This window comes from Shewanella sp. 38A_GOM-205m (assembly GCF_000518445.1).
In the GTDB taxonomy this organism is placed as follows: domain Bacteria; phylum Pseudomonadota; class Gammaproteobacteria; order Enterobacterales; family Shewanellaceae; genus Shewanella; species Shewanella algae.
In genome coordinates this window covers 25130-39736 of record NZ_JADP01000004.1, presented here as the reverse complement: position 1 = coordinate 39736, position 14607 = coordinate 25130, and the positions used below count along the sequence as shown (strand labels likewise).

Below are 14607 nucleotides of genomic sequence, written 5' to 3'. Positions count from 1 at the left end.
CAACTTGGAGAGACTGACTATGGGATATTCAATCAAAGACTTGGTATATAACGGTGAAACTCACGGGGTGCACAACTGGTCGACACTGGAAGGCAGCCAGTTTTACTGGCATCCGGATTGGCTGCATATCGCCGAGGATATAACCGGCCACAAGGCAACGGCCCATATTCAGGCCAAAGCCGCCAAGGCCAGCCATGAGGAGGCTAAGGCCACCATAGTCCAGCACCTCAACGACAAGAAGTAACCTCTGGAACGCCTAAATAAGCCTCCCACGCGGAGGCTTATTTATTCTTGGGCTAGTGCCCGGACGCTATTGCCTTACGGGCAAGATTATCCACCCAGGCTGGAGCGATAAGGCGGACAAAACGCCCCAGACGACCACGCCAGGAGGTGATCAACATTCGCCCCCGCCCGGCTATGACCGGCAGCATCATCTGCGCGCATTCTTCGGCGGTCATGATCTTACTCTCTGCCATGGGAGAAGTTCCGAGCGGTTTACCCTCTCCATCCAGCGCCCGCCGGTGGATCTCGGAGACCACAAAGTCAGGACATATCACGGTCACAGCAACATTGTCCTCGGCCAACTCGATTCGCAGTGAATCAAAAAAACCCACGACAGCATGTTTGGAGGCGGCATAACCACTGCGGGTTGGCACCCCGGTCAAACCGGCCACGGAAGCCACCACCACCACTTGTCCTTGGGAAGCCTTCAGATGCGGCAGTGCTGCATGGGTCAGCCAGGCCGGTCCCAAATAATTGACCCGCATCAGCTGTTCGAGTATGTCCAGCTGCTTGAGCTCATCGAAACGGCTCCACATGGTCATGCCGGCATTGTTGATCAGTATATCCAGCCGGCCGAAGCGTTCGATCACCGTGGCTATCAAGGCTTCACAGTCCTGTTGTCGCCCGACATCACTACAAACCACCAGTGGCGCACCGCCAACCGACTCGACCTCCATCGCCAGGGTACGCAACCTGGACTCATTGCGGGCACTGAGTACCAGTTGTCCGCCAAGCGGCGCCAGTGCCAGAGCGAGCGCCCGCCCAATACCTTCCGAGGCGCCGGTAATCACTATGACCTTATCAGCAAGTCCTTCCATCTGCAGTCCATTGTCAGTCGAAGTTATCAGGCTAAGCTCGCATACTCCTCCTGCAAGTGCAATCCCTGCTGCCGGCGCTCGTGGCGCTTCTCCCACTGCAAAAACTGCTCCAGAGGTTTGGGGCGCCCTATGGCGTACCCCTGGGCATAGTCGACCCCTATCTCCAGCAGCTTATCCATGATCTCCTGGTTTTCGACAAACTCAGCCACTGTCTCTATGCCCATAACCCGGCACACATCGTGAATCGATTTGACTATCGCATAGTCCCTGGCATTGGTCGCCAGATGCCGGACAAAGCAGCCATCTATCTTCACATAATCCACCGGCAGCTCCCGCAGATAGCCGTATGAGGCAAAGCCACTGCCAAAGTCGTCCAGAGCAAAGGCAAATCCCAAGCGGCGCAATTGGTTGAGCATCTCCATCGCCCGGGTTCGGTTCTGAATAGCGCTGGTCTCTGTGATCTCAAAGCAGACACAGGAACTGGGAATGCCATAGCGTCCCTGCATCTCGGCGATGTAATCCAGCATACCTTCACTGCCCAGGCTGTTTCCCGAAAGGTTGATGGAGATACAGATCTCCGGCCATAGCTGAGAATGCTCGGATAGCCAGAGAAATGCCTTGCGGATCACTTCCCTATCGACTTCCGGCATCAACTTGAAACGCTCCGCCGCCGCAATAAACTGTGCCGGAGGCAGAATACGACCACTGTTGTCTCGGATCCGCAGCAAGATCTCCAGCCTTTGACGGCGACAACAGCCGTTGAGTCCTTTAATCGGCTGGAAATAGAGCAGCAGCTCTTTATCCTCTATGGCTCTGGCAATACGCACCGCCCACTTGGGGGCATTGCGTTCATTGGCCAGCTCTTTGTTGCGATCATCGAAGAAGTGAATTTGACTACTGCCCTTGCGCTTGGCCGCCAGACAAGCGATATCGGCATCCTTGAGCAGCTCGGCGGGCGCAGAGCAAGGGCCTCTATGGAAGGCCACGCCACAGCTGACCCCGACTCGGTAATGGGCGCCGCCACAGGGCAAGATCTGCAGACAAACCTGCCTCACCACCTGCTTTAAGAACCTGGCAACTTCCAGAGCACTGCGGTTACGGATAGCCAAGCCAAATTCATCACCACCGAGTCTGGCCAACATCTCGTCACCCTGCAGACAGGACTCTATGGCTCTGGCAACCATGACCAGCATCTGATCGCCGGCGTCATGGCCGCAGTTGTCATTGATAAGCTTGAACTGCTCCAGATCCAGATAACAGAGTGCCAGGGTCTCGGCGCCTTCGGCGTATCCCGGCAGCCGCTCTTCAAAGGCGCTGCGGTTGTAAAGCCCGGTAATACCATCGACACTGGCCTTCAACCTCAGTTGCTGTTTGAGGGTTTCCTCCTGGGTAATGTCCCGCAGCACAGTCACCACGCCTATCACCTGGCCCTTGTGATTGCAGAGGTTGCTGACCGCCCGCTCCATGATTCTCGGCTGCTGCATCTGCAGCGTGACCTTGCTGTATTCGGGAACCCGGCTGCCGCTGGACATAAAGTTGAGCAGTTCTTCGTCCAGTTGATTATCGCTCTTAAGCAGGGTATCCAGAGTCCGCCCCAAAGCCTGTTGACTGCGCAGCCCGAGTAGGGATTCCGCCTGAGGATTGAGATAGATAACCCTGGCCTTATTGTTGGTGAGGATCACGGCTTCGGCAATGGATTCCAGGGTGATTCGGGAACGCTCTTTCTGCTGAAAAATTCGCAGCAATAGGTTATTGATCCTGTCGGCCAACACCTTGAACTCGGCGCCGCCGCTGCCGCTGACATGGGTATAGCGTCTGGCGCTGGGATCTATCTCCTTCAGCTCTGTCATCAAACGGTCGAAAGGTTTCAGCAAGCCGCGTCGCAGCCAGAGATAACCGGCGGCCACCATCAGCATGCCGCCGAGCAACAGCAGCATGACAACCAACAGGCTTTGCCATTCCAGCCGCTCGAAGGCGTCTCTTTGTTGTTTAACCTGCAGCGCCAGCACAGGCCCAATAAGGGTGGGCACTTGGATTTGACTGGCCAGCTTAAGATGTTGCCCCGGGCTCACCTGCTGTTGCAGCGGTGCCAGCGCCACGGAATGGATAAGGTCAGCCTGTCCCAGGCTCTGCAGGTGCGCAGGGGTCAGTAAACGAGTGACGATCAGAGCCTCGTCATCATCGAAACGATAGAACCCCAGCTGCAAAGGTTGCTCATTGACTATCACGGCGCCAAAGGCTTCCTTGTCCAGGGTGGAGAAGAGTCCGGCGGGAGGGATTATCTGCCCGGACACCCGGGTCTTGCCGTCTGCCAGCGCCGTCACCTTACCCTGATGCAGATGAAACAAACTGATATTGGAAGACTGCAACCCCTCCAGCCAACCTTTCAGCAGCGACTCGCCCGGCGTTTGAAGAATGGGAACATAGAGGCGCGCCAGTTGTAACAGGCGCCTGGACTCACGGGTAAACTGCTGCTCAATTCCGACATACTCATGCTCCAGCGTTTGCTGCCGGAACTGACCCAGACTGTATTCAAACCAAAAATTCAAACTGTAGGCGACCGCAAGCAGGGCAGGAATACAAAACCCCAGGATAAATACGCCTATTTTTTTGCCAATGTGCATCTTAAACCACGGCTGATTGTTACCGGATACCAAGAATGGCCGGACTCCGGCAGGCAACATACCTCATTTAACGTCCGGTTAAAACTCTTGACTGGCGTCATTGCCCGTTTGCCGCCACTTTGCCCGCGACAAACTGCACCAGCTTGCCCTGACTGTTATCCAATTGTGTTGATTTGGCGCAGTAAAAGGCGGTTAGGTATGTGCTTTTGAGCACAATTTGCAAAATTGAAAATCCCAATCGCCGCAGATTAGCCATTCCCCGCCCCGAAAAAGTGAAGCTTTCGTGATAAACCGGCGACCTTGAGGTGAACTCCAGGGTAAACACTGGACTTATCCCCATAAGAAGGAGCAAGCCGATGAAACCCAAGTTACTACTGCCACTGCTGTTGAGCACACTGCCACTGAGCCAGTTATCCCAAGCCGCCCAGTTGGAGATCAGTATCAACAACCTGACCCATGGCAACCACTTTACCCCCTTGCTTATCGCCGCCCATGACGGCAACAGTCACCTGTTTCAAGCCGGAGAGCCCGCAAGCTCTGCCCTGCAGAAGATGGCCGAAAGCGGAGATATCAGCGAACTGCAACAGGCAGTCACAGCCAACAGCGGCGTGACTGTGGCCAACCCAGCCGCCGGCTTACTGGCCCCTGGCGCCAAGGTTGAAAAGGTAATGCTGGATAGCGGCGCCCTGACCCATCTAAGCCTGGTGGCCATGCTGCTGCCCACCAATGATGCCTTTGTCGGCTTGGACGGTTGGGAAATACCCAGCACTCCGGGCAGCTATACCCTCTATCTCAATGCCTATGATGCCGGGACAGAAGCCAACGACGAGCAGATAACCGGTGGCGGCGCGCCTGGAGTTCCCGGCATTCCGGCGGCGCCCGATGGTATGGGCGGCCAGAACGGCACCGGCGTGATGGACGACTCGAGCAATGACAGGGTGCATATCCACCCGGGACTACTCGGGGATACAGATCCCAATGGCGGCATCAGCGATGTCGACAGCCGAATCCATCGTTGGCTGAATCCGGTCGCCGCCTTGGTCGTTACCGTCAAATAAAGGAGCGGCAGATGAACACTACAAGCCCTAGAGAACCGACTCAGGCCCGAGTCTTTGCCCTGCCCCTGGTGCTGATACTGGCACTGGTAATGCTGACAGCCTGCTCGGACAATGACCATCCCGGCACGTCACCCCAGCCACCGGAACCTAAGCCTGCTACCAGCAAATTAGATATCCGGGTGACCAACCTGACCGCCAACCAACCTCTATCACCTATCGCCCTGTTGACTACCGACAAAGAGCTGCAACTCTGGCAAAACGGCTCGCCGGCAAGCCTGGCACTCGAGCGACTCGCAGAAGGTGGCGACAACAGCGAATTGGCCAATATCAGCGGAGTCCACACACTGATGAGCGCCGAAGCTCCGCTGGCCCCCGGGATGACCCAGGACTTCAGCCTGAACCTGACCTCAGAAGAGAATATGACCTTGGCCCTGGTCACTATGCTGGTGAATACCAATGACGCTTTCAGTGGCATTCAGCAGGTAGACCTGAGTAACCTGGTAGCCAATGAGAGCTTGCAACTGCTTGCTCCCGCCTATGATGCCGGCACCGAAGCCAACTCAGAAACCAAAGGCAGTATACCCGGCCCGGCCGATGGCGGTGAAGGCTTTAACCGTGCCAGGGATGATGTCGATAGAGTGCATCTCCATCCTGGGATTATCTCGGCCGATGACGGTCTGGCCGACTCGGTCTTGGCGCCCTCGCACAGGTTCGATAATCCGGTGCTCAAGATAGTGATCTACCGTAAGTCCTAGTCTTCAGCGCTTTGCTCCCAAGATAAGAGCCTGAAAGAAAACCCCGCGGCGCCGGGTCAACTCCAATACCCAGAGTTGATTCGGAGCCCAAGATGATCCCTTCCAGCACACCGCAGATCCTGCTGCTTGCCCATGATCAGAGCCTGGCCGATATCCAACGCCTCAATCTCGAGACTCTGGGATGCCAGCTATGGCAAGCGACGAGTTTTCAACAGGCCAGAAGACTGCTGGCGAGTAAACCTCTGGCCCTGTTGATCATGACACGCCAACTGCCTGATGGTGACATGCTCGGCCGTTGTCAGATGCTCAGGCAAGAGTATCCGAATCTGCCGCTATTGCTTCTGGGGGAGTCCAACAACGAGGCCGATGTGGTTCTGGCTCTTGAGGCCGGTGCCGATGACTACCTGCTTCAAAGCTGTGGCACTTTGGAGATACGTGCCCGGATCAGGGCCTGGCTCAGACGGGGCGAATACATCAAGCTGCCGGGTCAGCAACTCGAATTCAACGGCCTCAGCATCAATAGCGCTACCCGCGAGGTCAAGGCCTTTGGCCGGCCACTGCAGTTAACCGCCAGAGAGTTTGATCTCTTGCTGTTTATGGCCAAGCGGCCGAGACAGGTATTCAGCCGGATGCAACTGTTGCAAGGCGTTTGGGGTTCAAATTATGCGGGCTACGAACACACGGTCAACAGCCATATCAATCGCCTGCGCACCAAATTGGCCGCATGTCCCAAGAGTGAGCCCATAGTGACTACCGTATGGGGTGTGGGATACAAGTTTTCACCACCCGAGCAGGCCAGCCATTACTGAAAAAGCAATAAAAAAGCCCGCAATGCGGGCTTTTTTATTGAGCGAATGCTTACTTGTGGTACTGGGCAGACAGCTCGTGTACCGACTTGACGAAGGCTCCGGCGTGCTCAGGATCCACATGCTGGTGGATGCCATGGCCCAGGTTGAATACATGGCCCGTTCCTTGACCATAGCTGGCCAGGATCTGTGCCACTTCCTCACGAATACGCTCAGGAGATGCGTACAGAGTCGATGGGTCCATATTGCCCTGCAGGGCCACCTTGTCACCCACACGCTTGCGGGCATCGCCAATATCTATGGTCCAGTCCAGACCCAGAGCATCACAGCCGGTTTCAGCCATGGCTTCAAGCCACAGACCACCGCCTTTGGTAAACAGGGTCACTGGCACCTGACGGCCTTCGGCATGACGGTTCAGACCATCGATTATCTTCTGCATGTAACGCAGTGAGAACTCGCGATAGGCCGCATGAGACAGCGCGCCGCCCCAGGAGTCAAAGATCATCACGGCTTGAGCGCCGTTGGCAATTTGGGCGTTCAGATACAGGGTTACGGAATCTGCCAGCTTGTCCAGCAGCATGTGCAGGGCGGCAGGCTCGGCATACATCATCCGCTTGATCTTTTCGAAAGCTTTGCTGGAACCGCCTTCAACCATATATGTGGCCAGTGTCCATGGTGAACCGGAGAAACCGATCAATGGCACTTCACCCTTGAGTTCACGGCGAATGGTGCTGACGGCTTTCATCACATAACCGAGCTCATCTTCCGGATCCGGTATAGCCAGCTTCTTGATGGCTTCAATGGTGTCGGTTGGACGCTCAAAGCGAGGGCCTTCACCGGCTTCGAAATACAGGCCCAACCCCATGGCATCAGGCACAGTCAAAATATCGGAAAACAGGATTGCCGCATCCAGTTCAAAACGACGCAGCGGCTGCAGGGTAACTTCACAAGCCAGTTCGGCATTACGGCACAGCGCCATAAAATCACCGGCTTCGGCGCGGGTAGCGCGATATTCTGGCAGATAGCGGCCAGCCTGGCGCATCATCCAAACTGGGGTAACATCAACAGGTTGCTTGAGCAGCGCACGTAAATAACGATCGTTTTTTAATTCTGCCATTGGGCTTATTCCTACTCCGATTGAGATCTGCTGGGGCGGTAGTTTAGCATTTGCGGCTGTATTGTAACCTGTGTCTGAGTATTTATGTGACCACAGGCATGGATAAATACTATTCCAGTGAGAAGTTTGCGTACTGCCAAGCCATCCAGGCCGCTCCACAGGCAAACTGATAGGCACCAAGCCATGGGTGTGAACCAAAAGCAGTAATCAAACAGATAAACGGAATACAGGGGAACTTGATGAAGCTCAAGACTTGCCGACACAATCGGCCCGGGATCACATTCTCACAACAAAAGTATAAAGATTGAGGCGTCAGACTAATGTCTTATGACAGAAAAAAGTTGCACAGGTTCCCACCCTTTGGTATAAAAAGTCTGCGCTAGCAAGAACAATCAAGAAGCTCGTCACATCGAGCCTGTTAAAACTTTCCTCGCCCAGCTGTAGTTTCTACCGCTGGGCTTTTTATTTCCCATTCCACGCCTGGATACACAATTTAACATTTGAGTTGTTTTTGTATACAAAACAACTGGTTTGTCCATGTGTAAAAAAGTCGTCTACACACCGAAAAGAGTTGATCACTGGCTAACTTGTCACCTAAATTAGGAACAAGTGCGGCGATAAGGATGAGAAGATCATGCTGAAACAACTTGAACAGGCCGAGCAAAAATGGGGCGGAGCCAATGCTCTGGTAGATCAATGGTTGAACAACCGCAGAAAGTTACTGGTTTATTACTGTAAGTTGGCCGGACTGGCTCCTTATGAAAACCGTGACAAGTCCCTGCCCTGTGTCGATCAGGTTCGCAGCTTCTGCAATCTGCTGGTGGATTATGTCTCGGAAGGTCATTTCGAAGTCTTCAACAAGGTAGTCGACGCCTGTGACGAACAGGGACAATCGAACAAGGCACTGGCACAGCAGTTGCTGCCGAAGATTGTCGAGACCACAGATCAGGCCCTGGACTTCAGCGACAAGTATTCCGAGCTGGAAAGCGACGATCTGCTCTACCAGCTGGATAAAGATCTCGCCGAACTGGTGCACGCCCTGGAGACCCGCTTCCAGTTGGAAGACAGAATGTTGGAAGTGCTGCACAATAAGAAGTTGGCACCGACCATCAACTGATCCCTTAACGAGTCTGCAGCTTATCGCCGTTCCTTGCGTCTTATTGCACTCGCTTTCAGCTCGTTTCAGACACAAAAAAGCCAGCTCTATAAGCTGGCTTTTGTTATTGCGATAACTTAAACCGCTGACTGGAAGATCACTTCACCGGCCTTCTTGGTGTAAGACTCCAGTTGGTCGAAGTTCAGGTATCTGTAGGTATCGGCCGCAGTTGCGTCCAGTTCCTTGGCATATTCCTGATACTCTTCAGGGCTTGGCAAACGTCCCAGCAGCGCTGCAACGGCAGCCAGCTCGGCAGAGGCCAGGTACACATTGGCACCTGTACCCAAACGGTTCGGGAAGTTACGGGTAGAAGTCGAGACGACAGTCGCGCCTTCGGCAACCCGTGCCTGGTTACCCATACACAGAGAACAACCCGGGATCTCAATACGGGCACCGACGCGGCCGAAGATACCGTAGTAACCTTCTTCGGTCAGCTGATCCTTATCCATCTTGGTTGGCGGAGCAATCCACAGACGAGTCGGCAGCGTCTTGGCGAACTTGTCCAGCATCTTACCCGTGGCGCGGAAGTGGCCTATGTTGGTCATACAGGAACCGACAAACACTTCATCAATCTGGGTGTTGGCGACCTGAGACAACAACACGGCATCATCGGGATCGTTCGGTGCACACAGAATAGGCTCTTTGATCTCATTCAGATCGATCTCAATAACCGCTGAATACTCGGCATCCTTGTCGGCTTCCATCAGTTCAGGGTTCGCCAACCACTCTTCCATGCCCTTGATACGACGTTCTATGGTACGACGGTCGCCGTAGCCTTCGGCAATCATCCACTTGAGCATGACTATGTTGGAGTTCAGGTACTCGATGATAGGATCTTTATCCAGCTTGATGGTACAACCGGCGGCAGAGCGCTCGGCAGACGCATCAGACAGTTCGAATGCCTGCTCAACCTTGAGGTGCTCCAGACCTTCGATTTCGAGAATACGACCGGAGAAGATGTTCTTCTTGCCCTTCTTCTCAACGGTCAGCAGACCCATTTCGATGGCCTTGTGCGGAATCGCATGCACCAGATCACGCAGAGTGATACCAGGCTGCATCTTGCCCTTGAAGCGCACCAGCACAGACTCAGGCATATCCAGTGGCATAACGCCGGTAGCGGCGGCAAAAGCCACCAGGCCGGAACCAGCTGGGAAAGAGATACCGATTGGGAAACGGGTGTGCGAGTCACCACCTGTACCTACGGTATCAGGCAGCAGCATGCGGTTCAGCCAGGAGTGAATAACACCGTCACCTGGACGCAGGGAAACACCGCCGCGGTTCATAATGAAGTCAGGCAGAGTGTGGTGCGTATTCACGTCAACAGGCTTGGGATAAGCGGCAGTGTGACAGAAAGACTGCATGGTCAAATCGGCGCTGAAACCAAGACAGGCCAAGTCTTTCAGCTCGTCACGTGTCATAGGGCCGGTAGTATCCTGAGAACCGACAGAAGTCATCTTGGGTTCACAGTATTGGCCGGGACGGATACCTTCTACGCCACAGGCCTTACCTACCATCTTCTGCGCCAGGGTGTAACCCTTGCCGGTATCGGCAACGTCACCTGGACGCACGAAGACATCGGAGGCTTCCAGACCCAGAGCTTCACGGGCCTTGTCGGTCAGACCGCGGCCGATGATCAATGGAATACGGCCACCGGCACGCACTTCGTCCAGCAGCACATCAGTCTTGAGTTTGAATTCAGAAATAACTTCGTTGCTATCGTGACGGGTCACTTTACCGGCATAAGGGTAGATGTCGATAACATCGCCCATCTCCATATTGCCCACATCCAGCTCAATCGGCAGAGCACCGGCATCTTCCATGGTGTTGAAGAAGATAGGGGCTATCTTGCCACCGAGGCAGAAACCACCGGCACGCTTGTTGGGCACGAACGGAATATCATCGCCCATGAACCACAGCACAGAGTTGGTCGCCGACTTACGGGAAGAACCTGTACCAACCACATCGCCCACATAAACCAGTGGGAAGCCCTTGGTCTTGAGTTCTTCAATCTTCTTGATTGGGCCTACTACGCCTGGCTGATCCGGCTCAATACCGTCGCGGGCGTTTTTCAGCATCGCCAGGGCGTGCAGTGGGATATCGGGACGTGACCAGGCATCAGGAGCCGGAGACAGGTCGTCGGTGTTGGTTTCGCCTGTGACCTTGAATACGGTCAGAGAGATTTTATCGGCCAGCTTGGGACGGCTGAGAAACCACTCGGCATTGGCCCAGGACTCAACCACTTGCTTGGCATAGGCGTTACCCGCCTTCATCTTCTCAACCACATCGTGGAAGGCATCGAACATCAGCAGGGTGTGGGACAGAGCCTTAACCGCCAGCGGGGCCATCTGCTCGTTGTCCAATTGGCGGATCAGGGGTTCGATGTTGTAACCGCCCTGCATGGTACCCAAGAGTTCCAGCGCACGCTCAGCGCTCAGGATTGGGGATTTCACCTCACCCTTGGCAACGGCATCCAGGAAACCGGCCTTAACATAGGCGGCTTCGTCAACACCTGGGGGAATACGATTTTCGAGCAGGTTAAGAATAAATTCTTCTTCGCCTGCAGGTGGGTTTTTCACTAATTCAACAAGCTCAGCCACTTGATGTGCATCCAATGGCTTAGGGACTACGCCCTCAGCAGCACGCTCTTCGACGTGTTTACGATATGCTTCTAGCACGGCAACATTCCTCTTTGTTAGGCGCTCTTACGACTGCACGTCTTCATGAATGAAGCTGACAGCCCCACAGGATCGACCCGTAAATTCCGGCCTGCAGTATACTACAGCTTTGCAAAAGTATGAATGAGATCACACTAAGGCAACTGAGAAATCGTGGCAAAATCCCAAGGTCGGCGACACACTAAGCCCCTCATTAAACAAAGGAAATTAGACAATAGTTTGAAAAAATGATTTTTTCATTTAAATACAAATAATTAGATTGTAGTAATCGAATTAAATTCAAACGCCTTCAGCCAAGCATCTCCTAATCTCCCCTGCCGGGATAATTTTGCATCCCGGGGCCGCTTTTCGTTATCCTGCGTCCAAATCCGCGCCGTTTTTGAGACTTTTACATGCAAGCACCCGCAATACAGGCCGTTATTTTTGATATGGATGGGATATTGATCGACTCAGAACCCGTCTGGCAGCAAGCCGAGTATCAGGTTTTGCAGCAGCTGGGGATGACTGTCAGCCGTGAAGCCATACAGCAAACCACTGGCCTGCGAATCGATCAGGTGGTGGACTTCTGGTTACAGCGCTTTCCCGAGGTCAAAGTAGAACCTCAATATATCGCCGATCAAATCATAGCGGCGGTAATCGCCTATATCCGCCGCGATGGCAAGCCCATGCGCGGCGTTGTCGATGCCCTCAGCGCCTGTCGCAGCCGAGGCCTGAAAGTGGGCCTGGCCACCTCATCCTCCTGGGATATTATCGATGCCGTACTTGGCAAACTCGTCATCACAGAAGCCTTCGATGCGATACAATCGGCTCAGGATTTTCCACTCGGTAAACCCCACCCTGAGGTTTATCTCTCCTGCGCCGCCAAACTGGCACTGCCACCAAGCCGCTGCCTGGCGGTGGAAGACTCTTTCAATGGCCTGATAGCCGCTCGCGCCGCCAATATGCAGACCTTGATAGTCCCGGCAGCCGAGCAGCGCCAGGATCCCCGCTGGGCTGCGGCGCATTATCAGCGTGATAGCCTGGAAGCCCTGCCGACACTGCTTGATACCCTGTAAGCCCGAATACAACAGAGCCAGGCATCTGCCTGGCTCTGTTTTCTGATAATCCGCCTTACCAGATCTTCACTCTGTCCTCTTCCGACAGATACATCTTGTCAGTCGGCTTGAGGTCAAAGGCTTTGTAGAAACCTTCCACGTTGCGGGGAGTGCCCATGGCGCGGTAGTGGCTGGGTGAATGCGGGTCAGTCAGCAGACGACGTCCCAGCTCCTCGTCACGGTAGTTGCGGCGCCACACCTGTGACCAACCGACGAAGAAACGCTGATCGCCGGTCAGGCCGTCCATTACCGGTGCTTCTTTACCGTTGAGGCTCAGGTGATAAGAGCGCAGGGCAACGGTCAAGCCACCCAGATCGCCTATGTTCTCGCCCAGAGTCAGGTCACCGTTGACGAACTTGCCAGGCAGAGCTTCAAACTGGCTGTACTGGGCAGACAGCTGCGCACCGCGCTTCTGGAACTCTTCGCGGTCTTTGTCTGTCCACCAGTTGCGCAGGTTACCGTCGCCGTCATACTTGGCGCCCTGATCATCAAAACCATGGCTGATCTCGTGGCCGATCACCGCGCCTATGCCACCATAGTTCACTGCGTCATCGGCTTCCATGTTGAAGAAAGGCGGCTGCAGAATGGCGGCCGGGAACACGATTTCGTTCATCACAGGGTTGTAGTAGGCGTTCACCGTTTGCGGTGTCATGTGCCACTCGCTGCGATCGATTGGCTTGCCCAGCTTAGCCAGCATGTCCTGGTACTCGAAACGGGCATAACGCTGGTAGTTACCCACCAGATCGTCGGCCTTGATCTCCAGATTGCTGTAGTCTTTCCACTTGTCCGGATAACCTATCTTGTAGGTAAACTTGGACAGTTTTTCCTGAGCCGCTTTCTTGGTCTCAGGTGTCATCCACTCCAACTCATCAATGCTGACTTCAAAGCCCTTGATCAAGTTCTTGATCATCGACTCCATCCGCGCCTTGGCTTCCGGCTGGAAGTGACGGGCAACGTATTCTTTACCCACCAGCTCACCAATCACTTGATCGGCGCCATCGACGGCCCGCTTCCAGCGTGGTTTTTGCTCCTGAATACCCATCAAGGTTTTGCTGTGGAAATCAAAGTGCAGATCGACAAACTGCTGGCTCAGCAAGCCGGCATAGGAGTCCACCAGATGGAATGCCAGGTAGTCTTGCCAGGCCGAAACAGGGAACTTGCCGAACTCGGCGCCCAGCTTCTCAAAGTAGGAAGGTTGACGCACTATCACGTCCTGGGTCTTACCGGTAAGACCGGCAGCCTTGGCGAAACCGTCAAAGTCAAAGCCGCTCATCAACTGCTGCAGCTCTTTCAGGCTCATCTTGTTGTAGGCCTTGTTGGCGTCGCGAGACTCGACCCGGCTCCACTGGCTCTGGGCAATAAAGAGTTCAATGTTGGCGACATTGGCTGCGGCGGCATCCGCGTGAGGGTAACCGGCGGCGCTCATCAGATTGCGGACATATTCACGCATCGCTTCGCGGTTGGCGACAAACTTGGGATCGTCCTTGAGGTAGTAATCACGATCCGGCAGTGTCAGGCCGCTCTGGTACAGGTAAACCCCGTACTGGCTGGAATTCTTGGCATCGTTGTTAACGTAAAAACCAAAGGGAATGCCGGAGCCATCGGTCAGCAGTTTGCCCATCAGTGCGGCAATATCGGCGTGGCTGGCGGTTTTGGCGATATCTGCCAGTTGCCCTTTGAGCGGCGCAATCCCCAGTTGGTCAGTCAGAGTGCTATCCATATAGGCGGCATAGAAATCGCCTATCTTCTGCTCCACTGAACCTTCGGCCTTATTGGGCTTGGCGGCGGCTTCTTCGATAATCTGTTTCAGGGCTGCCTGGCTTTCTTCGTAAAGAACAGAGAAAGCACCATAGTTGGATTTGTCGGCCGGGATAGGCGTAGTGGCCAACCACTTACCGTTGACGCTGTAGTAGAAATCGTCCTGATGGCGAACTTGATGGTCAAAGTTTTCCAGCTCAATACCGGAGGCCTTTTTCACTTCTACTTGCGACTGCGGCGCTTGCTGGCTGGCACAGGAAGCCAGACCAAGGCTGAGGGCGATGCCCAATGCCAGGGTGCTTATTTTGCTCATTTTCTTCCCCGAATTTGTGATTGTTCAGATAGTTATATTGTTACAAAGATACCAGTTTCAAACCTTAGCACTCCCTGTGACCAGTCTGTAGTGGATTTTTGTAAATATCTATGAACACTACAAAGCGGGTCACAGACGGGCCAGGCCCGCA

At 54.3% G+C, this 14607-nt stretch carries 12 protein-coding genes; 6 read left to right on the top strand and 6 right to left on the bottom strand.

The features are described from left to right. The first annotated feature begins 19 nt into the window (after positions 1–19). On the top strand, positions 20–244 hold the full coding sequence (locus N512_RS0104705; protein ID WP_025009248.1) for a hypothetical protein: 225 nt from the start codon (positions 20–22) through the stop codon (positions 242–244). Positions 245–296: 52 nt separating this feature from the next. On the opposite strand, the gene N512_RS0104700 is transcribed toward N512_RS0104705, so the two are convergent. The 3 genes from N512_RS0104700 to N512_RS0104690 form a co-directional block, all read right to left on the bottom strand. Then, positions 297–1100, bottom strand: a complete 804-nt coding sequence (locus tag N512_RS0104700; protein ID WP_025009247.1) for an SDR family oxidoreductase — start codon at positions 1098–1100, stop codon at positions 297–299. Positions 1101–1126: 26 nt separating this feature from the next. After that, entirely contained in the window at positions 1127–3724 is a 2598-nt protein-coding gene (locus N512_RS0104695) for a putative bifunctional diguanylate cyclase/phosphodiesterase (RefSeq protein ID WP_028779579.1), read from the bottom strand. A 97-nt stretch (positions 3725–3821) separates the two neighbouring features. Beyond that, positions 3822–4049 carry a hypothetical protein gene (locus N512_RS0104690; RefSeq protein WP_133087278.1) on the bottom strand — a complete coding sequence of 76 codons (228 nt, stop codon included), beginning with the start codon at positions 4047–4049 and terminating at the stop codon, positions 3822–3824. A gap of 31 nt (positions 4050–4080) precedes the next feature. On the opposite strand from N512_RS0104690, the gene N512_RS0104685 reads away from it, so the two are divergent. The 3 genes from N512_RS0104685 (at position 4081) to N512_RS0104675 (ending at position 6346) form a co-directional block, all read left to right on the top strand. Next, complete coding sequence (locus N512_RS0104685) at positions 4081–4782, top strand: spondin domain-containing protein (protein ID WP_028779578.1); 702 nt, start codon at positions 4081–4083, stop codon at positions 4780–4782. An 11-nt stretch (positions 4783–4793) separates the two neighbouring features. Continuing rightward, positions 4794–5537: a spondin domain-containing protein gene (locus N512_RS0104680; RefSeq protein ID WP_051472659.1), complete on the top strand. Its 744-nt coding sequence runs from the start codon at positions 4794–4796 to the stop codon at positions 5535–5537. A gap of 92 nt (positions 5538–5629) precedes the next feature. Beyond that, complete coding sequence (locus N512_RS0104675) at positions 5630–6346, top strand: response regulator transcription factor (protein WP_028779576.1); 717 nt, start codon at positions 5630–5632, stop codon at positions 6344–6346. Positions 6347–6395: 49 nt separating this feature from the next. Here N512_RS0104675 and hemE read toward each other — a convergent pair whose 3' ends face one another. Then, positions 6396–7460: a uroporphyrinogen decarboxylase gene (gene hemE, locus N512_RS0104670; RefSeq protein ID WP_028779575.1), complete on the bottom strand. Its 1065-nt coding sequence runs from the start codon at positions 7458–7460 to the stop codon at positions 6396–6398. A 634-nt stretch (positions 7461–8094) separates the two neighbouring features. Between hemE and N512_RS0104665 the strand changes: the two genes are divergently transcribed. Then, entirely contained in the window at positions 8095–8577 is a 483-nt protein-coding gene (locus tag N512_RS0104665; protein ID WP_025009241.1) for an Rsd/AlgQ family anti-sigma factor, read from the top strand. 116 nt (positions 8578–8693) lie between these two features. On the opposite strand, the gene acnB is transcribed toward N512_RS0104665, so the two are convergent. Beyond that, positions 8694–11291, bottom strand: a complete 2598-nt coding sequence (gene acnB, locus N512_RS0104660; RefSeq protein WP_028779574.1) for a bifunctional aconitate hydratase 2/2-methylisocitrate dehydratase — start codon at positions 11289–11291, stop codon at positions 8694–8696. A 392-nt stretch (positions 11292–11683) separates the two neighbouring features. Here acnB and hxpB point away from each other — a divergent pair, with 392 nt between their 5' ends. After that, entirely contained in the window at positions 11684–12346 is a 663-nt protein-coding gene (gene hxpB / locus N512_RS0104655) for a hexitol phosphatase HxpB (protein ID WP_028779573.1), read from the top strand. A gap of 55 nt (positions 12347–12401) precedes the next feature. Here hxpB and N512_RS0104650 read toward each other — a convergent pair whose 3' ends face one another. Beyond that, positions 12402–14456, bottom strand: a complete 2055-nt coding sequence (locus tag N512_RS0104650; protein ID WP_028779572.1) for a M13 family metallopeptidase — start codon at positions 14454–14456, stop codon at positions 12402–12404. Positions 14457–14607 lie beyond the last annotated feature (151 nt).

Coding starts and splice junctions, on each gene's coding strand:
- N512_RS0104705 (WP_025009248.1), top strand. CDS start 20: ATGGGATATTCAATCAAAGACTTGGTATATAACGGTGAAACTCACGGG.
- N512_RS0104700 (WP_025009247.1), bottom strand. CDS start 1,100: ATGGAAGGACTTGCTGATAAGGTCATAGTGATTACCGGCGCCTCGGAA.
- N512_RS0104695 (WP_028779579.1), bottom strand. CDS start 3,724: ATGCACATTGGCAAAAAAATAGGCGTATTTATCCTGGGGTTTTGTATT.
- N512_RS0104685 (WP_028779578.1), top strand. CDS start 4,081: ATGAAACCCAAGTTACTACTGCCACTGCTGTTGAGCACACTGCCACTG.
- N512_RS0104680 (WP_051472659.1), top strand. CDS start 4,794: ATGAACACTACAAGCCCTAGAGAACCGACTCAGGCCCGAGTCTTTGCC.
- N512_RS0104675 (WP_028779576.1), top strand. CDS start 5,630: ATGATCCCTTCCAGCACACCGCAGATCCTGCTGCTTGCCCATGATCAG.
- hemE (WP_028779575.1), bottom strand. CDS start 7,460: ATGGCAGAATTAAAAAACGATCGTTATTTACGTGCGCTGCTCAAGCAA.
- N512_RS0104665 (WP_025009241.1), top strand. CDS start 8,095: ATGCTGAAACAACTTGAACAGGCCGAGCAAAAATGGGGCGGAGCCAAT.
- hxpB (WP_028779573.1), top strand. CDS start 11,684: ATGCAAGCACCCGCAATACAGGCCGTTATTTTTGATATGGATGGGATA.
- N512_RS0104650 (WP_028779572.1), bottom strand. CDS start 14,456: ATGAGCAAAATAAGCACCCTGGCATTGGGCATCGCCCTCAGCCTTGGT.